Origin of the sequence: Paenarthrobacter sp. NPDC018779 (assembly GCF_044391085.1) — a bacterium.
In the GTDB taxonomy this organism is placed as follows: domain Bacteria; phylum Actinomycetota; class Actinomycetes; order Actinomycetales; family Micrococcaceae; genus Arthrobacter.
This window is the reverse complement of sequence record NZ_JBIRZS010000004.1, coordinates 1-21,086: the sequence shown is the minus strand read 5'-3', so window position 1 is coordinate 21,086 and position 21,086 is coordinate 1. Positions and strand designations below refer to the sequence as shown.

Here is a 21,086-nt window from a genome sequence, read left to right as displayed (position 1 = left end):
TGGTGCTCATCTTCTTCCAGCGCTGACGGATCGTCTCCGCGCTGGGTTGCCGCGTGGATGGCGCGCGCCCTCAACAGCCATCACCCCCAACTGACTACTCAAAGAGGAGTTTCAATGTCCGTTGCCTCAACTTCCACCAAGGAGTTGCTGGAATCGCCGGTCTTGAAGTCGGCAATTTCCAAGGCTTCCTTCCGACTGATGCCCATGTTGGTCATCCTGTATGTTGTTGCCTTCCTCGACCGCACCAACGTTGGCTTTGCAGAAGCCGCCCTCGGCGTGGACAAGGGCATCACGGCCGGTGCCTACGCACTGGGTGCCGGTATCTTCTTCATCGGCTACGCGCTGTTCGAGATCCCCAGCAACCTGCTGCTCACCAAGTTCGGCGCGAAGGTGTGGCTCGCCCGCATCGCCGTGACGTGGGGCATCGTGTCCGCCTGCTTCGCGTTCGTGCAGGGCGAGACGTCCTTTGTGATCCTGCGCTTCCTGCTGGGTGTCACTGAGGCAGGCCTGTTCCCCGGCGTCATCATGTTCCTCGCCGCCTGGTTCCCCAACAAGGTTCGCGTGAAGATGTTCGCCATTTTCTACCTGGCCCAGCCGTTCTCGCAGATGATCGGCGCTCCGCTCTCCGGGTGGCTCATCAACATCGGCGATCAGGTTCCCGGTGTGGCCGGTTGGCAGGTCATGTTCTTCGTGGAGGGCATGCTGGCCGTGCTGGCGGGCATCGCAGCGTTCTTCTTCCTGATCAACAGCCCGCAGGAAGCCAAGTTCCTGAGCAAGGATGAGAAGACCGCGCTGACGGACGTCATGGCGCTCGAGGATACCGTCAAGGAAGAATCCGGTCCCCGCGGCGTGCTCGCCTCCATGCGGAACGGCAAGGTCTGGTATTTCACCATCATCTACTTCTGCCTGCAGATCGCCGTCTATGGCGTGACGTTCTACCTGCCGCAGCAGGTGGCGCAGCTGACCGGCCAGAAGGTGGGCCTCGCCGTCGGACTCCTGACCGCCATCCCGTGGTTCTTCGGTATTTTTGCCTGCTTCTTCATCGGTAAGGCAGCCAACACGGTCCTCCGCCGCCGTCGCTGGGGCACGGCGCTCTTCGTCTCCACTGGTCTGTGCATCTTCGGATCCGCGTGGGCCGGTGCCAACCACCAGCCGACGCTCGGCATCATCTTCATCACCCTGGCAGTGTGCAGCTTCCTCGCCATCGGACCGATCGCCTGGTCCTACCCGACCGCGTTCCTCACGGGCACGGCCGCGGCCGCAGGAATTGGCCTGATCAACTCCCTGGGCAACCTGGGTGGCTTCGTCGCTCCGATCCTCCGCACCACAGTCAATGAGGTCACGGCATCGGACACCGGAACAATGGGCGTCTACGCCCTTGGGGTGTTGCCGTTCCTTGCCGCGATCATGATGTTCGGTACCCGTGCCTTCACCAACAAGGCAGACGAGTTGTTGGGCAAGTGAGTCTTTCCCACACCGACGCCCTCTACATCGGCGTCAGCACCAAGATGTACATGGGCTACGCGCAATCCCTGGCGTGGCTGGAACAACTGGTCAAAGAAGTGGACGCCCGTCCGGCCCTCGCGGCCGGGCGGGTGGTCCCGTTTGTCATTCCGTCCTTCCCGGTCTTGCCCGCGGCAGCTGAGCTGATGGCTGGTTCCCCGCTTGTCCTCGGCGCACAGAACTGCGGCTGGGCGGACGGGCCGTGGACCGGTGAAGTGTCGCCGTCCATGCTGGCGGAACTCGGCGTGGAACTCGTGGAAATCGGGCATGCCGAGCGGCGCCAACACTTTGCCGAGACCGACGCGATCGTGGCACTCAAGGTGCGTGCCGCCGTCGAGCATGGCCTGACGCCGCTGCTGTGCGTCGGGGAGGAGCTTCGCTGCGAGCCCGCCGAGGCGGCTGCGCTGGTGTTCGCGAGCGTCGAGGCAGCCGTTGCCGCGGACTGGTCGCTTGCCGGCCGCATCGTGCTCGCGTACGAGCCGATTTGGGCCATCGGAGCCGATGAGCCTGCCTCTGCTGCCTACGTTTCGGAGGTGGTAGCTGCTCTGCGCGCCCAGCTGGCTCCCTACGGGTTGGCGGGCCTGCCCGTCATCTACGGCGGCTCGGCCAAGCCGGGACTCCTGCCGCAGCTTTCCGGGGTGTCCGGGCTGTTCCTGGGCCGGTTCGCGCACGATCCCGTGAACTTCGGCCGGGTGCTGGACGAAGCCCTCGCCCTCCCCATCTAGGGGACAGATAACGCTCCTCTGAAGCTTCAGTGGAGCGTTTGCTGTCCCTTAGTTGGGTGGGGTGGAGCGGTTGGGTGCTTGGGCGCGCTGGCAGAGGGCGATAAATCCACCCAGGTTCTCCAGTCCCTCCGGATGCGTCGGGAGGTAGTTGGTCAGTTCGGGCGAACGTACGACGACGGCACGCCACTTTCCGCGCGACACCGCCACATTGATCCGGTTGCGTGAGAGCAGGAACTCCATGCCCCGGGGGACTTCGCCGGCCGCCGATGCTGCCATGGAGACAATGACCACCGGCGCTTCCTGGCCTTGGAACTTGTCTACGGTGCCCACCCGGACTGTGCTGAGCCCTGCTGAGCGGAGCTGGTGCTTGATGAGCTGGACCTGGGCGTTATAGGCCGCGACCACCAGGATGTCCGACTCGGAGAGTTGACGGGGACCGCCTTCCTCCTCGGAGGGATCCAGCCAAGTCAAGCCGAGATGCGCCTGGACCTGCTGCACCACCGCTGCGGCTTCCTCGGGGGAGGACGTGGAGTTGCCCGTGTGGTCGACGTAGACGCACGCAACGCCGGGCTCCACTCCATCGAGGTGCCGCTTTGAGGCGACTGGTGCTGCTTCGAGGCGTCCGTCGTAGGACAGATCGGACACAGCCTCGCACAGGGCGGGATGCATCCGCCAGGAGTGGGCAAGGAAGTAACCCAGCTCGGAGGGGAGGGTGTTGTAGCCGTCGGACAGCCAGCCCAGGGCGGACTCGTCCACGGGTTCCGGGTGTTTTCCCTGGGTGACCTGCGGCAACTGCTGGGGATCGCCCAGGAGCAGGAGCCGCTTTGTTGCCCGACTGACCGCCATGGTGTTGGCCAGCGAGAACTGACCGGCTTCGTCTATGACCAGGAGATCCAGCGAACCCGGCGGCACGCTACTTCCCACCATGGTCCAGGCCGTCCCACCAACCAAGGCACCGCCAGGCTTGGACAGGATGTCCTGAACGTCAGCCTTTCCGCAACCGTCCCAGGGCACAGGATCGCTGTGCTTCACTTCCTTGGCCACCCGCAACGGATCCACGCCGGCCTTCTCCACGGCGGCGCACAGCATGTGTTCCACCACCGCGTGGGACTGGGCCACGACTCCAACCTTCCACCCCTCAGCCACCAAACGGGCCAAGACGTGGGCTCCGACGTAGGTCTTGCCGCTGCCGGGAGGGCCCTGGACGGCCAAGTACGAGTTGTCCAGGTCCTTCACCGCTTCAGCGATGGCGTCGATGTATCCGTCCGGTCCAGGCGGGACAGACGGCAGTTCCGTCAACGTTGCCAGCCTCGGTGGCTTCCGGCGGACCAAGTCCAGTGCCGGATCCTTCGGCCAGGACGGCAACGACGCCCGGAGTTTCGTAGCCAACGCCGCCAATGCCGCCCTCTGGCCAGTGGTGGCTATTGGGCTGTCCGGGGTCAGGGCCATGGGGAGCTGGCTGAATTCCGTGGAGTCCTTGCGGAGTCCTTCAAGGATTGTCACGGATTCAAAGTCCCCGCCCTCGCCGACTTCAATAACTTCAGTGCCGCTCCAACCGGCCCGGCCCAGTACTGACGACTCCTTCGCAGCCAAAGCATCCGGCAGCGGGGGATCGTACATGCGGAAGTACTTCTTGCCGGCCTCCAAGCCTGCCCCATCACCCGATCGGCCCAGCAACTTGATTATTCGGACCGGGTTCTTGCGCGGCCCGGGCTTCGCCCAGTCCTGGAGCAACTCAGCGTGGTCCGCCACGAAGATGTCGCGGCCGTCATCCCATTGCGACGTGGGTTTTTCGAGGCGATCGAAGTGCCCCCACCAATATTGCTTGTCCTCGCGGCGGTGGTAACCAACACCGGCAGCGACAATGCCGATTGCCCGGGAATCCAGCGTGGCACGCTCGGCCTCAGCCAGTCCGTCAAGGTAGTCGAACAGGGCCGTCTCTTCCGGGGGAGCCTCGTACTTCTCCGCTTCCGCCTGGATCTCGTCGGCCACAGTGAGACCGGGCGAAATGGACCGTTCCGCGGCCCGCGCCAGCAGCCAGTTGCGCAACTCCAGGGTGGAGAGGCAGTCGTACTCGTTGTAGTCGCGGATACTTTCAAGGATCGTGGCGGCCTGTTCAGCCTCCCCAGTGTCCCGGGCCGTGCAGTAGTCGGCGTAGGCAACCACGGAGGCCCCGGCGTCGGTCACGTCACCTGAGCGCAGGTGCTGGCCCATGTACAAAGGCTCCAGCTTTTTGATGCTGTAGGAATTTTCGGAAACACGGATGCTGTGGCGGACGGTGTCATAAAGGTCCACCAGCACGCCTTGCCGCAATAAATCGTCGACGGCGGTCTCGCCCACCACGTGCGTCAACGACAGGTTGCGGAGGGCCGTTTTCTCGTAGGCGGCGTAGTGGTAGATGTGCATACCGGGATACTGTGTGCGTCGCTGGGCCACGTAGTCCAGGAAGTCGACAAGGGCCTGCCGTTCCTGGTCCCGCGAGTGTGCCCAGAAAGGGCGGAATACCGGCTCCCCACCAAGTTCGGCGGGGTTTTCGATCACGCCAAAAAGGTACTCGATGCCCCACTTGCCCGTGGCAGGGTCCTGCCACAAAGGATCGCCCTCGAAGTCGAAGAAGATGTCCCCGGGATCAGGTGCAGGCAGCCTGCCGAGCGTGTTGTCCGGGAGGACGGTATAGGAGACGGTCTTGGCCACGCCGGCCTTGTCCGTGTAGTTGACCGTTCCGTCCGGAGTTCCGGTGCCAGTCTGTAGCCGTGCCTGCTCGCGTAGCCGCAGCAGGGTGTGGTCGCCCACGGCGGGCAGCGCAGCCAGGTGGTCGATGGTGGTGACCCCGGCCTCGATCAACTTCTTGCGCCGGCTGATGCGCATGCCGGCGACCATCAGGAGGTCGCGGTGCAGCACCACTTGCTCAGCGCAGTAATCACAACGTCCGCACGCGGAATACCGGGAGTCACCCCACTCAACGGGGTCAGGCTCTGCGATGTGGGTTGCCGTCATCGCCAGGAACCGGTCACGGCGTTCCTTGAAGACCGGGAGAATTTCGGCCAAGGGATGGTCTGAGTGGACGCGGTTGCCCAGGACCAGCGTGACAACCGGATCCGGAGTGATACCGGCCTTGAGCAGTTGATCCCCGTAGGCCGCCAATTGCAGCAGCGCCGTGACCTTGGCATGCCGTGCCAGCTTGGTGTCGAATACGGCGTACGTGCCGCCCGGTTTCTTGACCAGGAAGTCTGACCGCCCATGGAAGACACCGTCAAAGAAGGCCGCCTGGAAGACGATGTCCGCCCCGGACCGCAAAGCGTCGATGGATTCCGCGTGCTTGGCCGAAAGGCTGGCGCGGTCCATCGCGGTGGCGGGAACGACGTCGTACACGCCTGTTCCAATAGCCGCATCCCAAGGCCCGAACTCCGCCAGGAACTCGTCCAGGACCTTGTGCTCGTGGACGTCGCCCAGCTTGGCCGTGCGTTCCAGCATGGCGTCGGCAGCGAAATTGGGAACCGGGGAGCGGCCAAGCTTCTCGTCCAGTTTGCGCAGCACCTGGTATTCGCAGGTTGCCGCAATGACGAGGTCGCTGGCTGAGAAGACCAGATCTTTCGGCGCGCCAGCAATCTCCGGATCGAGAAAGAACACGGTGACCTACTCCTATCGCCAAACAATCGCCAAGCAAAGCTGAACCCTTGCAGCCAAGCTATCAGCGGGCCCTGACATTTTAGGAGGCCGTGCACTTTAGACTGCCCCCATGACTGAATCAGCCCGCACCGCGGACCCAGGTTTCGAAGCCGCGTACCAAGCAGCACAGAAGAGCCTCAGCGAAGGTGGTATTCCGATCGGCGCCGCGCTGGCCCGTGGAGGAGAAGTCGTCGCCAGCGGCCACAACGAACGTGTGCAGCACGGCGATCCGATCGCCCATGGAGAGATGTCAGCGCTGAGGGCGGCCGGCCGGCGGAAAAGCTACCGGGACACTACGCTCTACACCACGCTGGCTCCCTGTGCGATGTGCACGGGAACAATCATCCAGTTCAAGATCCCGCGCGTTGTGGTGGGCGAAGCCGAGACCTTCCCAGGCGAGTTCGACCTCCTCCGTTCACGCGGCGTGCAGGTGGAGGTCCTCAATGATCCGCGGTGCGTAGACATGATGCGCACGTTCCAGGCCGAGCATCCGGAGTTGTGGGCGGAGGACATTGCCGAGTAGGGCGCAGGCAAGGAGCGACGGCGGCACCAAGGGCGGGGTGCCGCCGTCACCGGCTGCTGGGGAGCCACGCGTCAAACAGTCATCCGACGACTATTTGGCGGGCTTCCTCGGAGCCGACCGGCGGGAACGGGCCGCCGGAGTTGCAGGGATCAGTTCCTTGACCTGGGCCACCACGCTGGGGTTGGCGCCCCGCGTGCCCAGGTCCTTGGCGAGGGTGTCAACCTCTGACTTCGCGGCCGCCGAATCGTCGGCCTTCACATGCAGTGCCGTCCGCAGTTCAACCAGATTGCGGTAGGCGAGGTTGCTCGTGGGAGCACCTGATTGCTGGAATGTGGCCAGTCCGGCGTCGGTCAGCGCGAGTGCACGCTGCGGGTCGGCACTGTGGTGCTTGACCATTTTGTCGTCTTTGCGCCGGTAGAAGTCGTCTCCCACGGATTGCGCGACGGCGGTAGCCGCCTTGACCCCCAAAGGCTCACCACTGAACCGCTCGGCAGCTTCGGTCAGGGTGTCCAGGCCCTTGCTCAGGTGCGGGGACATGGAGCCTTCGAAGGCCAAGGTGAGCCCGACTTCGCGGGTGAAGAACTCCGGAGCGAAGCGGTCCTCTTCCTTGGTGACCGGGAATCCGACCCGCAACGGCAAGGTGTTGGAGGCCTGGACCACGCCGTCTGTGCTGTAGACCGCCCTGACCAGGTACTGTCCTGGTTGGTCGAACGCGAAGCCAACAGTGCCGTAGGCGAGCTGGACCAATTGGCTGTAACGGTCACTGCCGTCCGTGGTTCCCGCGGGCGCCAGCGTCACCAGCTCCGGAAGGCCGTAGAAGCACACCACGGATTCGTGCAGCACCACGGTTCCATCGGGTTTCTGGACGTACACGGTGGTGTTCCCGTACCGCGGATCCAAGCGGCCATCAACCAGGACGGGTGCATCACTGGTGTTCCGCAGCCTGAACTCAATGGCCACCGGCTCCATGTAGTCGAAGTAGCTCTTGGCGGAAAGCTCCAGCTCCACGTCGCTGCCGGGTCCGGAGACCGTCATGGCTCCCGGAGGGGATTCGAGATGGCCGCCGGACGCCCACGGATCGCCACCCATGATCACGGCAGCACGGTCGCCGTGGCGCATGTGGAGCAACTCGTCGTCGTCGAAACGGAAGCGGAAGTTGGCCCAGAAGGTATCGGCGCCGTTGCGCTGATCGTACTTCCAGTCGTAGTTCATCCAGGACAACGAATCCGGACGGGCCTTATCCCAGGCATGCAGGAAGTTGAAAGCGTGCCCGGCCTCATGGACCCAGGTGTACAGGAAGTGCCGCATGGCCCAGGCCTGGTCCTGCGTTGAGGGGTTGCTGACCAGGTTGGTGAACCACGTGTGGTTGCGGAAGACCGCGAAACCCTGGCGGTCGGGTCCGCGACCGGCACCGCCAAAGCCCGCAGCGGCGTCGAACATGATGCCACCCACCCCGGCAGAATCGAAGAGGCCCGCTTGGACACCCCAAAGATTCCACGCGGGCCAGCCCGAGTTGTACTTGCCGAACGAGGTTTCCATGGCGTCGTGGAGTTCCCCGACACTCCACGAAGCGAAGCCCGCAGCGCTGTCATCGATCACGGTGTGCGCGGGGTCGATGGTGACCGAAACTCCGGCGTCTTTGTAGGAGGACTCGATGCTCAGGGTCCGCTCGACGAGATCCGCCGGACGGTTGTTGTGGGCGTGGTTGTTGTACACAGGGACCTTGGGCTCAATATCCACGGACTGGCAATAATCCAGCTCGAGGTTGACGTCCCTAAAGGAGTCGGAGCGGTACTTGCAGGCGAAGGGTTGCCCGGCCACGCCGCCGCCGGTGAACGTTGCCACGGCTCCCGTGATGGCGCCGTGCTGCCACGTGACCACAATGTCCACCGTGGTTGTGGGGTGGGTGCCTTTCCAATAGCGGACCGTTCCGGTGATGTGTGCATCAGAGCGGGTCATGGTCACCACGGGAGCGTCAACGATCCACGACTCCACATAGGTTTTCACGGTCTGTGTCAGGCCGCCGACTTTCACGTGGCGGGTGCTGAAGAAATCACCGCTGACTTTGTTAAGGACGGGAGATTCGACGCCCTGGCGGGGATCGACGTCGAGCCTCAACTCGAGTGCGCTGCCGACGGGACCCGTGACGGCCTGGTTTCCTTCGTAGCGGCCGCTCACGGCGGCCGATCGCCAGCACCGCCACCAATCTTCGGTAGGCCAGGACCACGATGCGGGCGACGGAGCGGGCAGAGGGGGAGAGGGGATGGCTGTTGGGTGATGGGGGACGGGGTCAAGGAGGGTGCTGGGGACGTTGGGGATGTCCATGGGAGGATCTTTCTCGCGCTGCAAGCAAACAACAATGCGTTCGCCGATGCCGTGCCGAGGGCAGCAGGACCTTGTGAGTCGGCCTGCTCCGGGCGGATCGGCGGCATGACGGTTCAGGGCGAGGCGGTGCGAGTTGGGGAGTCCCGAAGGGGTGTTTGGCCAATGCCCAGAAGCCGTGAATAACCCAAAACGAGGATACTCCAACGAATGGATTATATCCAGAGAATTGTTGGGGAATTTTCGGTCGTCGGGAAGCGACTTCGGCTGGTCAGTGCACACCGCCGGGCGTAGTCTGGCTCCATCGGCGTCGGAGCCGAAGGACCCCGCCCCACAAGGACCCCGCCCTCAGGACCCTGCGTCGATGACCCCAATCGATGAAGGAGGATCCCGTGAGTGTCGTACGTGAATTCATGACAACCAACGCCTGGTGCATTCCTGAAGACCAGACTCTTGAGGAAGCTGCCCGCAAGATGAAGGAACTGGACTGTGGTTCGCTTCCTGTTTGCGGAAATGATGGCAAGCTCTCCGGCTTCATCACCGACCGCGACATTGTGGTCAAGTGCCTGGCCGAAGGCAGGGACGCCCGGGAAGTCCGCGCCAGCGAACTCGCCGAGGGCAAGCCGTACTGGATTGATGCGGATGCCAGCATCGATGAATGTATCCGGATGATGGAGGAGCACCAGGTCCGCCGGCTTCCCGTCATCAGCGCCCATAAATTGGTTGGCATCATCAGCCAAGGAGATATTGCCCGGAACTACAGTGAGGACCGCGTGGGCGAATTGGTGGAGCACATTTCCGCCAAGGAGCACATGGCTCACTGAACGGCCACGGGCCGCACGTAATCCAGCCGCCGCGAAGCGCTCCCTAAAGGAACGCCTCGCGGCCCGTCCCTTCGCGCAACACCAGTTCGCCGTCCTCGATCGAAACGATCAGGCTCTTCGGCTTTCCTGCCAGCTTCCTGGTTGCGCTGAGTTTCCGGCTCCTGACTTCAACCCCCACCGTGGCACCCTTGGCGGGAAGTTCCACCGTGATTTCGTCCGCCATGCCCAGCAACATCTTGGTGGACACGTCCCGTTCGGACACGGCTTCCTTGCCGTTGACGGTTACCGTCACGTCATCGGAAGCGAATCCGTCCTGGAGGATGATCAGCAGTTCCTGCATGGTCCAACTACAGCACTAACAGCGCCCCCGGCATAGGGCCGGACCTGAAAACTGTCAGCCATCTGGGGCAAACTGTCAGGGTGACCCAAAATCTCCAACACCAGTCAGCCGACTCTGCCATTCACCAACTCATCGCCAAGGAACTTGGCGTCCAGTCCTGGCAGGTCAAAGCCGCGGTGGAACTGCTCGACGGCGGATCCACCGTTCCCTTCATCGCCCGGTACCGTAAGGAAGCCACCGGGACGCTCGATGACACCCAGTTGCGCGACCTCGAAGAACGGCTGAGGTACCTGCGCGAACTGGAGGAACGCCGCAAGACCGTCCTCGAGGCGATCGCAGCGCAAGGCAAGCTGACACCGGAACTGGAGGTCGCCGTCGTCGGTGCCGATACCAAGGCGCGGCTGGAAGACATCTACCTCCCCTTCAAGTCCAAGCGCCGCACCAAGGCCCAGATCGCCCGCGAGGCGGGCCTTGAACCGCTGGCCGACGTCCTGCTGGCGAACCCGCAGCTCAACCCGGAAACGGAAGCTGCCAAGTACCTGAACACCGAGCACTCCATTGAGGATGCTGCTGCCGCGCTCGCCGGAGCCCGCGCCATTCTGGTGGAGCGGGTGGCCCAGGATCCGGACCTTGCCGAGGACCTTCGCGAACGCCTGTGGAAGCAAGGCAGCATGGTTTCCCGCGTGAAGAAGGGCATGGAGGCCGAAGGACAGAAGTTCAAGGACTACTTCGAGTTCACCCAGGTGCCTTCCGGTATGCCCTCACACCGTGTGCTCGCGCTGCTGCGCGGTGAGAAGGACGGCGTCCTGGAGCTGGACCTCGCCGAAGCAGACCCGGCCGACGACGACGCCCTGGCCGCCGCCCGCGGCCGCTACGAGAACGCTGTGGCCAAGTCACTCGGGGTCGCCAACCAGGGCCGGCCCGCCGACCTCTGGCTTACCCAGACTGCCCAGCTCGCTTGGCGGGGACGCATCCTGGACCGGCTCACCACGGACCTTCGCGGCCGCATGTTTGCCGACGCCGAGGACGAAGCCGTGCGGGTCTTTGCAGCCAACCTGCGTGACGTCCTGCTCGCGGCCCCGGCCGGAAACCGCGCCACCCTTGGCCTGGACCCCGGACTGCGGACCGGCGTGAAGGTGGCTGTGGTGGATGGCACGGGCAAGGTTGTTGCCACCGACACCATTTACCCGCACGCGCCGGCCAAGAAATGGGACGAAGCCCTTGCCACGCTCGGTCGCCTTGCCAAGCAGCACAGCATTGAGCTCGTGGCTATCGGCAATGGCACGGCGTCGCGGGAAACGGACAAGCTGGCCACTGAACTTATCAAGTCGCTTGAAGCCATTGGTGTGAAGGGAGTCCAGAAGCTGGTGGTCTCCGAGGCCGGAGCTTCTGTGTACTCAGCGTCTGCCTTGGCCGCTTCTGAACTTCCAGGCATGGACGTCTCACTCCGCGGTGCTGTCTCGATTGCCAGGCGATTGCAGGATCCCCTGGCTGAGTTGGTGAAGATCGAACCCAAGTCCATCGGCGTGGGGCAGTACCAGCACGATGTCACGGCCGCGAAGCTGGACCGCTCCCTGGATGCCGTGGTGGAAGACTGCGTGAACGCCGTGGGCGTTGACGTGAACACGGCCTCACCCGCGCTGCTGAGCCGCGTGGCCGGTGTTGGCCCACTGCTGAGCGAGAATATCGTGGCCTACCGGAACGAGAATGGCCCGTTCGGCAAGCGCAGCGACTTGAAGAAGGTGCCGCGCCTGGGCGCCAAGGCGTTCGAACAGTGCGCGGGCTTCCTCCGGATCACCGGTGGAGCCGAGCCCCTGGATGCCTCCAGCGTGCACCCCGAGGCCTACTCCGTGGCCCGCAAGATCCTGGTAGCCGCCGGCGGTGGACCCACCACGGCCCTGGACCCGCAGGCCTTCGTTGACGGCACGTTCGGTTTGCCGACGGTCAAGGACATCATGTCCGAGTTGGAGAAGCCCGGCCGCGACCCTCGTCCGGCCTTCAAAGCGGCCTCGTTCTCCGAAGGCATCGAGAAGATCTCCGACCTCAAGCCCGGCATGATCCTGGAGGGCACAGTCACCAACGTGGCCGCGTTCGGTGCCTTTGTGGACGTCGGAGTGCACCAGGACGGCCTGGTCCACGTGTCCGCGCTGTCCAACAAGTTCGTGTCCGATCCCCGCGAGATCGTGAAGTCGGGGCAAGTGGTCCGGGTCAAGGTCCTCGAAGCCGATCCCGAACGGAAGCGCATCTCGCTCACCCTGCGGTTGGACGACGAGCCCGGCACTGCCGGCGGACGTGGCTCCGGCGGGCGGAGTGGTGGGCGTGACGGTGGAGGCCAGCGCGGGCAGGCCCCACGCGGTGCAGGCCGCGACGGTGAGCAGCGTGGCGGCGGACGCGGCAGCCAAGGTGACCGCCGCCAAGGTCAGGGGGCTCCGCGCCAAGGCCAGGGCAACCAACGCCAAGGCAACGCGGCCCCCGCAGACACGGCCATGGCGGAAGCCCTCCGCCGGGCCGGCTTGGGCAAGTAACGCTCCCAAAGCAGCGCCCGCTCACCCAACTGGGTCGCAGTTAATGCCGTTTTGAGGGCTCAGAACGGCATTAACTGCGACTCAGTTGGGTGCCGGCGTCGTTGTTCTTTTCTTTTTGCCATGGCCAGCGGCCGGTGATTTCCAGTTCCAACGAGAAACTTAGGAACGTTCGGATCAGCACGATGATCGCGAGGACGCCCACGCTCTCAAACGTGGGCGTCACTGCGACCGTCCGGATGATGTCGGCGGCCACCAGGAGTTCAAGCCCCAACAGGATTGAGCGTCCCAGCAATTGCCGGTATGCGCGGTAGGGGGAGAAAGGAGCCAGCCCGTTGGCGCGTTTGGGTTGGAACCCGCGGAGGGCCAGTGGAAGGGAAACCACAGCGCCAACCACCATCACCGCCACACCGGCAAAATCCATGTAGCGGCCAACTGCCTCGATGATGTGCTGGAAATCCATGGCCCTCCTGGCGCTTACGGTGCGGGAACGGGGAAGAACACCCGGGGATCCTGCAGCAGGGCCGGGTAGTCGAAAGCTGCGCGGTCAATCACGTCGGTGAGTTCGAAGTTGCGGGCAAAACGTCCGTCAATGGTGATGGGCCGGCCCACAACCTTGCCCAGCGCGAAGATCCGCCCGCCTTCGAACGGCACCGCGATCTCAGTTTTGCCCGGAAGGACGTTGAACGCTTCCTCGGCCGCGGCACGCTTGCGCGTGGGCTTCTTCTCGAGCTTGACCGGCCGTTTCTTGGGTGCGCCGAGATTCCTGCGGGACTTCTCCTCCTGGTACACAAACTGGTACTCGTCAGGATCGGCTGCGGGCCGGGCCTTCCCATGCGGTGGCAGGCTGACGGTGCGCAGGTCTTCAGGACGGAGGTCCTCGACGGCGGACCGGAGGATCCACAGGCGGTCGTCTTCCGGATCTTCGGGGTGGAATTCGTGCCGCGGCTCGGGCCAGATGTAGTCCAGCCGCTCTTCGGTGCCGGGGAACAGGTGCTTGTAATGCTTGGGATCCTTGCCGATGAGCTTGGATCGGTGCGTCTCATGCAGGTCCTCGTCGCCCAGCCACCACGGCATGACGATCTTTCCCGCATAGTCCGGGTGGGCCGCCTGTGGGGCGAATTCGGTGATGTTGTCCCGCGTGTTGTCAGGGTGTCCGCGCTTGATCCATTCGTCGGCCATGGCCAGGCCGTACAGGGTCAGGGCGGGTACGTGGCCCATCCACATGCGAACGGCCGGGTGGTTCTGCCAACCGTACTCGGGGATGACGAGGGCGCGGAGCACCTGGAGGGCTTCGACGCGCTGCTTGCCGAGCCTTGAGGTGTCCAGCGCGGCGGCGCTCTCACGGAAATCGGCGAAGGGGAGGAAAGTCTGCATCCCTTCAGTTTGGCGGTGCCGGGGCGCAGAACCAAGTTGAGTGCTCCGGGACACGCGCCGGACTTCGGCCTAGAGTTGTCGGGTGGAAACATTTGGTGAGAAAACGACGATGACGGCACCCCCGGTTGCCGAACTGCACCTGCATATCGAAGGGACCCTGCAGCCAGAGCTGATCTTCTCCCTCGCTGAGCGCAACGGCATCGATTTGCCCTACGAGGACATCGAAGAGCTGCGCGAGAAGTACGAGTTCTCGGATCTCCAGTCCTTCCTGGACCTCTACTACGCCAACATGGCCGTGCTGCAGACCGAGCAGGATTTCACGGACATGACCCGCGACTACCTGAAGCGTGCCGCCGCCGGGGGAGTCCGCCACGCCGAGATCATGATGGACCCGCAGGCGCACGTTTCCCGCGGGGTTTCCTTGGAAACGTGCGTGAACGGAGTGGCCAACGCGCTGGCAACGTCGGAGGAAGACTTCGGCGTTTCAACCCTCCTGATCGCAGCATTCCTCAGGGACATGTCCGAGGACTCTGCCCTGGATGTCTTGAACCAACTCCTGGACATGCACGCACCGATTGTGGGTATCGGCCTGGACTCCGCAGAGGTGGGCAATCCGCCGTCGAAGTTTGAACGCCTGTACCAGCGCGCCGCGGACGCCGGACTCCGGAGGATCGCGCACGCGGGCGAGGAAGGCCCGGCGTCGTACATCACCGAGGCCCTGGACATCCTGCACGTCGAGCGCATCGACCATGGCATTCGCTGCATGGAGGACACCAACGTGGTCCAGCGCCTGGTTGCCGAGCAGGTGCCGCTGACGGTGTGCCCACTCTCCAACGTCCGGCTCCGCGCAGTGGACAAGCTTGAGGACCACCCGCTCCCGGAGATGCTGGCCATCGGACTCAACGTGTGCGTGAACTCCGACGATCCCGCGTACTTCGGCGGTTATGTTGATGACAACTACCACCAGCTGGTGAAAGTCCACGGCTTCTCCGTGCCCGAGCAGGCCACTCTTGCCGCGAACTCCATCCGGTCTTCCTTCGCCAGCGACGAGCGGAAAAAGGTGTTGCTGGACGAAGTGACGGAGTGGGTCAAGGAGTCCGTCCCGCAGCAGTAGCAGGACCTGAGCCGAGACCTCTCGCTCACTTGTGGCGTCATGAATGTCACACTCGGTCACGACACACGGTGTTTACCTTTTGCAGTCGCCGGAATTAACAAATCATTGGCAAACTGCTGGGTGAGTATCCACCCGTTGAAGGAGAAGCATGGGCGCGAGCACCGCCGAGAACACCAACCTTCGTCTGAAGGCCGTACTGGACATCCTCGCCGAAAGCGTATGGTCCGGAGATACGCTCAACGCCGGTGAAGTGTTGGCCGAAGCAACAGTCCGCGTTCCCTTCGACGCCCACGAGGCAGAGCTGTTGAGCGGTGGCATTCCGCGCGGCCACAAGAACCTGACCTCGGCCTCAGCCAAGCTGGTCAAGGCCGGCTGGCTGGTCAAGGGCCGCTCGGGTTGGACCATCCCGGATGACGGCTTGCGTGCAACAGTCGCCTTCCCGGACGTTTCGGCTTTCGCGGAAGCGCTCGACGCCGGCACTCCCATTCCGGACGACGTCGCCGTGCCGACTGCCCCGCCGGCCAAGCCCAAGGCCAAGAAGGCTGCCGCTCCGAAGAAGGCTGCCGCTCCTAAGAAAGCCGCTGCACCGAAGGCCGAGGCCGTCAAGAAGACCACGCGCAAGGCGCCGGCCAAGGCGGCCGCAGCTCCCGCCGTCGAGACTTTGCCACAGCCGGAATCCGTTGCCATTGCGGGCGACTTCAACAAGCTCTTGGGTGCGGCCGAGGATTGGGCTCCGCAGTATGACGAGGCGCAGATGGAGTTCAATCCGCTGGTGCAGCTGTGGTCGCTGACCGCTGAGCTGCCCGCCGGTTTCTACACCTATAAGATCGCGCTGAACCGCTCGTGGGAGGAGAACTACGGCGCGTTCGGCGCCCGCGATGGTGCCAACCATGAGTTGAACCACGACGGCGGCCCGGTCACCATTACGTACAACCACGCCACACGGGACATCGTGGTGAGCTAGCTGCTCCACAACACAGAATCCTGCCCTTGTTCGCTGCTCCTTACCTTTGAAGGTTGGGGAGCGGCGAACAAGGGCAGGATTCGTTAAGGTTGGTCCATGCAGACGGAGGACATGAGGCTCACGGCACGCATTTCAGGCGTGGTGCAGGGCGTGGGTTTCCGCTATTGGACGGCACGAAAAGCCGATGAGCTCATGCTGAGGGGGACCGTCCGGAACCGCTCCGATGGATCCGTGGAGCTGGTGGCTGAGGGACCGGCCGCCGATGTTGACCGCATGCTGGCCTGGTTGAATTCATCCGATGCCCCGGGCCGTGTGGAGAATGTGGAATCCGACGTTTCCGGAGCGACGGGTGACTTCAAGGATTTTCGGATCGACGGCTAAGCCAACTCAGCGGTCCCCCCGAACGTCAGCGAGAATCGCGGCAGTGCTTCGCTCCGTCTTCACCCGCTTGATTGAGGTGAAATCCGTGGGGCGGGTTGCCTCGATGTAGTGCTCCAGCCGCTGCAGTGCCGGCTGCGAGGAGGCATCCCGAACGGCATCGGCGCCCACGGCGTTGGCCGCAGCAAGGGCATGCCGGTAGTCCAGCCCGGATTGCAGCGCCAACACCAGGGCGGCGCAGAACGCATCACCGGCACCGATGGTGTTGGCAATGTCAGTCACCGAAACGGCGGGCGCTTCAGCAACTTTCTCGCCATGAACCAGGATCGCGGAACCCTCGCCACCGTAGGTCACCGCCACCAACGGCGCTTCCTGCAGCGCGGGGATCAGGGCGTACTCGGTTTCGTTGACGATCACCAGGTCGCAGCGCTCCAGGAGTTCCGGCAGGAGCGGGGCCGCGGGTGCTGCGTTCAAGGCAAAGAAGCCCTTGGCGGCCCGGGCGGCGGCCAGGACCACTTCCTGGTCAACCTCGAGCTGGCACAGCACGGGACCTTCACCAAACGTGACGCCATCCACGGACACGTGCGCGTTGGCGCCCGGGCACACGACGATCTGGTTTTCGCCGTCGGAATCCACCAGGACGAGTGCGGTGCCTGTGGGTTCCTCTACGTGAGCGACGTCTTGGGTTTCGACGCCGGCGTCAGCCATCGCGTTCAGGAGCGTGCGTCCGGCTTCGTCCTTGCCCACGGCCCCGACCATGCGGGAGGTTCCTGCGAGCCGGGCTGCGGCGACGGCCTGGTTGGCGCCTTTGCCGCCGGGTTGCTGGCGGAGAACGCCGTCGCCCACGGTTTCACCGGGGGAGGGGAGCCGGTGGGTGGTGGCGGTGATGTCGAGGTTGATGCTGCCCACAACAGTGAGTGCAGGAGAAGTGCTCATGGAGGGCCCTATCTTGGAACGGAACTTCAGGAGGATTGGATAACGGAGAGGTGGCCGGCCCTGGCTGCTACCAGGCATTTGGCCAAGTAGACCGGGGCGCCGTTGCGGCGAACGTACTGGGTCAGCACCAGAACCGGATCGGATGGACGAAGGTTCAGGAGTTTGGCGCGGCTGGGGCCGGCGGTGCTCAGGCTGATCTCGCATTCGCCCGGGCCCAGGGTGCTGCCGGAGAGGCCCGCGAAGATTTCCAGCAGAGTCTGCGCCGGCAGCCCGGGAGCTTCAGCGGCATCCAGCAACGCCGCGGCTTCCGGAAGGTCCTGCGCCACGTTTTCCTGCAGGTGGGCCACGGGTTCGCCATCGCGGATGAGGACGCTTTCCCAGAACCAGACGTCTTCCTCGGGTTGGACGCCCAGGCCGGGTGCCACGAACTCGGAGGCCGGCTGCTTGATCGCTGCCACGCGTTTGACCTGGATGTCCGAGTCGGGGCCGCCCAGGAGTTGGTCGAATGGACGGATGTGTTCGATACCGATCCTGGGCAGGGTATCGGCCACGAACCGGCCTACGCCGCGCCTTGAACGTGTCAGGCCATCTTCTTCCAGGAGCATGAGGGCCTCCCGGATCACGGTGCGGCTCACGTCCATCATGGTGCCGAGTTCTGTTTCTGTGGGCAGGAGTGAGCCCGGCGGCAGGAGCTTGGTCCTGATGGCCTCTGCGATGCGGGAGTAGGCCGCGACGCGCAGGGGCTGCCCTTGTTGGGCAGCGATGGGCCGGGACAGGAACTGGACAGCGTTGTCGGTCAAGGGAACCTCGCTTGGAATCGGTTAGGGACACTGTACCGGAGAAATGTGAGAGGTTGCACAAGCGAGTAATACATGCTTGTATAACAACTCACATCTCGCGGCGCTCGCCGGCGCCCTCGGACAAAGGAGTTTGATGTGAACATCCCCAACACCGCGGTGGAACCGCAGGAAACAGCCCTGGCAACCGCCGCCGTCGAAGAAGTAGACCGCTTCCAAGGCCGCGCCGCCGCCTTCCTGATCACCACGCTGGTCCTGGCCGTTCTCGCGTTCCAGCTCAACGCCAGCATGATCACCCCTGCGTTGCCCCACATCGGCTCGTTCTTTGGTGAGTCTCCTGAAGCTGTTGCCCAGGTGCAGTCCATGTTCTTCCTGGCTGGTGCCATCTCCGGTCCCGTGATTGGACGCTGGAGCGACTTCATCGGCCGACGCACCGCGCTCCTGCTGGTCCTGGCCATCATGGGCATGGGAACGGTGCTGTGCATCTTCGCCCCGAACCTTCCGTTGCTGGTGGCGGGCCGGTTCATGCAGGGCACCTCAAGCGCGATCTTCGCCCTGTCCTACATCGTCCTCAACGAATACCTGCCGGCACGGCTCTTCGGCACCTCCATCGGCATCATCGCCGCCATCAACGGTGGCGTGGGTGGCGTGGACGGCTACTTCGGCGGCTTGATGGCTGAAACCCTGGGCTTCCAGTCGATCTTCGTCGCCGTGCTGGTACTGGCTGCGATCGCCGTCGTGTGCGTCATCAAAGTCGTCCCCAAGGGGCGTTCGGCTGCGGCGGCCGGCCGTATGGACTGGTGGGGTGCGGGCTCGCTCTCGGTGTTCCTGGTGTTCATCACGTACTTTGTGTCCACCGGTTCTTCCGCGGGCTGGAATTCTCCCGCCGCACTGGGCCTGCTTGCCGGCAGCATCGCCTCCTTCACCGCGTTCTGGCTCATCGAGAAGAAACGCGAAACCCCGCTGGTCGCGGTACACCACCTCCGTTCCCGCCAAGTGTGGCCCGTCATTGCCACCACGGTGCTGACGCTCGCCGGGATCTTCGCCATCATCAACTTCACCGTGGTGCTCCTGAGCCAGGACAAGACCAACGGCTTCGGACTGTCAGCATCCGTCGCGGCCCTGCTCTTCCTGACACCCGCGGCATTGATCGGGGTCTTCGCAGCTCCTCTCGCCGGTTGGATCGCCGACCGCCGAGGTTGGATCAAGACCGTCCGCGTCGGCTCCGCAGCCAGCCTGGCCTGCGCGATCGTGGCTGCCCTGTTTGCCAACAACCAGATCGCCGTCCTGATCGCCATCGCAGCGCTCGGCATCTTCTACAACGGCTTCTTCCTCACTGCCATCAACGGTCTCTCTGTCCTCCTCTCGCCCAAGGAAGCCCCGGCCGCCCTGCCGGGTATCAACGGAGCGAGCTTTGGCATCGGGGCGAGTCTCGGCGTCGTGGTTGTTGCCCCGTTCGCAGGCCTGGGCACCGCCGCCGGGTACTCCACAGCGCTCTGGATTTCCGTGGGAATTACGGTCCTGGCGTTTGTGGTGAGCCTGTTCATCTCCGCCCCCAAGGGCGAAAAGATCTAAAGCACGACGGCGGCCCCCACCACCCGGGCCTCTCACCTTCCACTCCCCAAGCCAACCCGAAACGAGAAAACCATGCAGCAACCCGCTCCCTTCTTCCTTGACTGCGATACCGGCATCGACGACGCCTTGGCCCTCGCCTACCTCCTGGCTACTCCCCGGGCCGAGCTTGTGGGCATCGGCACCGTGAGCGGCAACATCAGTGCGGCCGGCGGCGCCCGGAACACGCTGGACCTGCTGAAGCTCGCCGGGCACCCGGACATCCCTGTCGCTGTCGGCGCCCACGATCCTCAGGTGGGCACCTTCCACGGTGGCGCTCCGCACGTCCATGGCGATAACGGTATTGGGGGAGTAGACCTGTCGCCGTCCGACCGGGAGCCGGTACAGTCGACTGCCGCCGAGCTCTTGGTTGAGCTGGCACGCCAGTACGCGGGTGAGCTGCGAGTCGTGGCGATCGGGCCGCTGACCAACATCGCGGAGGCCCTGCGCCTGGAACCGAAGCTGCCTGACTTGGTTGCCGAGCTCACCATCATGGGCGGCGCAGCCTTGGCGCCGGGAAACATCACGCCCGTTGCCGAAGCGAACATCGCCAACGATCCCGAGGCTGCGGCAGAAGTCCTTGCCGCCGACTGGGACGTGACCTTGGTGCCGTTGGATGTCACCATGACCAACGTGCTGGAGGAGTCCCACCGGCAGGAGCTCCTGGCCTCGGACCACCCCGTCTCGCAGGCACTCGGGGAGATGCTGGGCTACTACTTTGGCTTCTACGTAGACATTTTCGGCCGGGCGTGCTCCGCCATGCATGATCCCCTCGCCGCGGCCATCGCCGTCAGGGGAGTGGAGCTGGCTGTCGCGCCCAAGGTCCGCGTGCAAGTTGACACCACCAGCGGTCCGAGCCGCGGTCAAACGGTGTGCGACCTCCGTGGCCAGTACGTGGGCTTCCCGGACCAGCGGGGTGCACGGTGCCGCGTGGTCCTGTCCATTGGCGAGCAATTCGCGCCCCACCTGCTGGGCACCCTGCAGGCGGCATGGCTCTCCGAGCGCGAGCCCGCCGCGCCCGTCGCGTAACGCCCCAGCGAACCCAACCAGGGGACAGATAACGTCGCTACGACACGTGGGAGCGACGTTATCTGTCCCCTGCTTGGGTTAAGCGCTTGGGTTAGGGCGTGTCTCCTAAAACCCGGGCTCTTTAGCGGGGATGCTTGATGTGTGTCTCGTACTTCTGTTTTGACTGATGGGCAGTGGGCCCGCATTCAGCCGTTGCTGCCGTCGTCTCTTGGCCGCCGCGGTCGTCCTTTCCGGGACGACCGCCGGGTCGTTGAAGGCATCATCTACCGGTACCGATGCGGGATCGCCTGGCGGGATGTGCCGGCGGAATTCGGCCCGTGGCAGACCATCTGGAAGCGGCACCGCCGCTACAGCGGCGACGGAACCTGGGACAGCATCCTGGCCGCGCTGCTGACGGCCGCGGATGCCTGTGGTGAAGTGGATTGGTCCGTCTCGGTGGACTCGACGGTGAA

General features: G+C 64.1%; 18 protein-coding genes. 11 read left to right on the top strand and 7 right to left on the bottom strand.

Annotated features, from left to right (window positions below; genetic code table 11):
- Nucleotides 1-114: 114 nt before the first annotated feature.
- Together ACH488_RS06390 and ACH488_RS06385 are read left to right on the top strand one after the other, a co-directional pair.
- The gene (locus ACH488_RS06390; RefSeq protein ID WP_397322994.1) at nt 115-1,464 is read left to right on the top strand and encodes an MFS transporter; all 1,350 of its coding nucleotides are present in this window, start codon (nt 115-117) and stop codon (nt 1,462-1,464) included.
- Nucleotides 1,461-2,228 carry a triose-phosphate isomerase family protein gene (locus ACH488_RS06385; protein WP_397322993.1) on the top strand — a complete coding sequence of 256 codons (768 nt, stop codon included), beginning with the start codon at nt 1,461-1,463 and terminating at the stop codon, nt 2,226-2,228. Before ACH488_RS06390 ends, ACH488_RS06385 begins: the two co-directional genes overlap by 4 nt.
- Before the next feature lie 48 nt (nt 2,229-2,276).
- On the opposite strand, the gene ACH488_RS06380 is transcribed toward ACH488_RS06385, so the two are convergent.
- Nucleotides 2,277-5,858 carry a TM0106 family RecB-like putative nuclease gene (locus ACH488_RS06380; RefSeq protein WP_397322992.1) on the bottom strand — a complete coding sequence of 1,194 codons (3,582 nt, stop codon included), beginning with the start codon at nt 5,856-5,858 and terminating at the stop codon, nt 2,277-2,279.
- A gap of 109 nt (nt 5,859-5,967) precedes the next feature.
- Between ACH488_RS06380 and ACH488_RS06375 the strand changes: the two genes are divergently transcribed.
- A complete protein-coding gene (locus tag ACH488_RS06375; protein ID WP_397322991.1) occupies nt 5,968-6,420 on the top strand; it encodes a nucleoside deaminase in 453 nt (150 codons plus the stop codon).
- 90 nt (nt 6,421-6,510) lie between these two features.
- Here ACH488_RS06375 and ACH488_RS06370 read toward each other — a convergent pair whose 3' ends face one another.
- On the bottom strand, nt 6,511-8,745 hold the full coding sequence (locus tag ACH488_RS06370) for a hypothetical protein (RefSeq protein ID WP_397322989.1): 2,235 nt from the start codon (nt 8,743-8,745) through the stop codon (nt 6,511-6,513).
- 389 nt (nt 8,746-9,134) lie between these two features.
- Here ACH488_RS06370 and ACH488_RS06365 point away from each other — a divergent pair, with 389 nt between their 5' ends.
- A complete protein-coding gene (locus ACH488_RS06365; RefSeq protein WP_397322988.1) occupies nt 9,135-9,566 on the top strand; it encodes a CBS domain-containing protein in 432 nt (143 codons plus the stop codon).
- A 43-nt stretch (nt 9,567-9,609) separates the two neighbouring features.
- On the opposite strand, the gene ACH488_RS06360 is transcribed toward ACH488_RS06365, so the two are convergent.
- On the bottom strand, nt 9,610-9,906 hold the full coding sequence (locus tag ACH488_RS06360) for a hypothetical protein (RefSeq protein ID WP_397322987.1): 297 nt from the start codon (nt 9,904-9,906) through the stop codon (nt 9,610-9,612).
- Between the two features lie 80 nt (nt 9,907-9,986).
- Between ACH488_RS06360 and ACH488_RS06355 the strand changes: the two genes are divergently transcribed.
- Nucleotides 9,987-12,431 (top strand): Tex family protein, encoded by a 2,445-nt coding sequence (locus tag ACH488_RS06355; RefSeq protein ID WP_397322985.1) that lies wholly within the window; start codon nt 9,987-9,989, stop codon nt 12,429-12,431.
- A gap of 70 nt (nt 12,432-12,501) precedes the next feature.
- Here the strand turns inward: ACH488_RS06355 and ACH488_RS06350 are convergent, their stop codons facing one another.
- On the bottom strand, nt 12,502-12,891 hold the full coding sequence (locus ACH488_RS06350) for a DUF1622 domain-containing protein (protein ID WP_397322984.1): 390 nt from the start codon (nt 12,889-12,891) through the stop codon (nt 12,502-12,504).
- Nucleotides 12,892-12,905: 14 nt separating this feature from the next.
- Entirely contained in the window at nt 12,906-13,805 is a 900-nt protein-coding gene (locus tag ACH488_RS06345) for an MSMEG_6728 family protein (RefSeq protein ID WP_397322983.1), read from the bottom strand.
- Nucleotides 13,806-13,914: 109 nt separating this feature from the next.
- Here ACH488_RS06345 and ACH488_RS06340 point away from each other — a divergent pair, with 109 nt between their 5' ends.
- The 3 genes from ACH488_RS06340 (at nt 13,915) to ACH488_RS06330 (ending at nt 16,264) form a co-directional block, all read left to right on the top strand.
- Entirely contained in the window at nt 13,915-14,919 is a 1,005-nt protein-coding gene (locus tag ACH488_RS06340) for an adenosine deaminase (protein WP_397322981.1), read from the top strand.
- A gap of 148 nt (nt 14,920-15,067) precedes the next feature.
- Entirely contained in the window at nt 15,068-15,883 is an 816-nt protein-coding gene (locus ACH488_RS06335; RefSeq protein ID WP_397322980.1) for a glycosidase, read from the top strand.
- Between the two features lie 96 nt (nt 15,884-15,979).
- Entirely contained in the window at nt 15,980-16,264 is a 285-nt protein-coding gene (locus tag ACH488_RS06330) for an acylphosphatase (protein ID WP_397322979.1), read from the top strand.
- Between the two features lie 6 nt (nt 16,265-16,270).
- Here ACH488_RS06330 and ACH488_RS06325 read toward each other — a convergent pair whose 3' ends face one another.
- Complete coding sequence (locus ACH488_RS06325) at nt 16,271-17,197, bottom strand: PfkB family carbohydrate kinase (RefSeq protein WP_397322977.1); 927 nt, start codon at nt 17,195-17,197, stop codon at nt 16,271-16,273.
- Nucleotides 17,198-17,223: 26 nt separating this feature from the next.
- On the bottom strand, nt 17,224-17,997 hold the full coding sequence (locus ACH488_RS06320; protein ID WP_397322976.1) for a GntR family transcriptional regulator: 774 nt from the start codon (nt 17,995-17,997) through the stop codon (nt 17,224-17,226).
- A gap of 135 nt (nt 17,998-18,132) precedes the next feature.
- On the opposite strand from ACH488_RS06320, the gene ACH488_RS06315 reads away from it, so the two are divergent.
- The 3 genes from ACH488_RS06315 to ACH488_RS06305 all read left to right on the top strand — a co-directional run.
- Complete coding sequence (locus ACH488_RS06315) at nt 18,133-19,569, top strand: MFS transporter (protein ID WP_397322974.1); 1,437 nt, start codon at nt 18,133-18,135, stop codon at nt 19,567-19,569.
- A gap of 72 nt (nt 19,570-19,641) precedes the next feature.
- The gene (locus ACH488_RS06310) at nt 19,642-20,634 is read left to right on the top strand and encodes a nucleoside hydrolase (protein WP_397322973.1); all 993 of its coding nucleotides are present in this window, start codon (nt 19,642-19,644) and stop codon (nt 20,632-20,634) included.
- A gap of 141 nt (nt 20,635-20,775) precedes the next feature.
- Nucleotides 20,776-21,086, top strand: a 311-nt coding sequence (locus ACH488_RS06305) for a transposase (RefSeq protein WP_397322972.1), incomplete at its 3' end; no start/stop codon positions are given.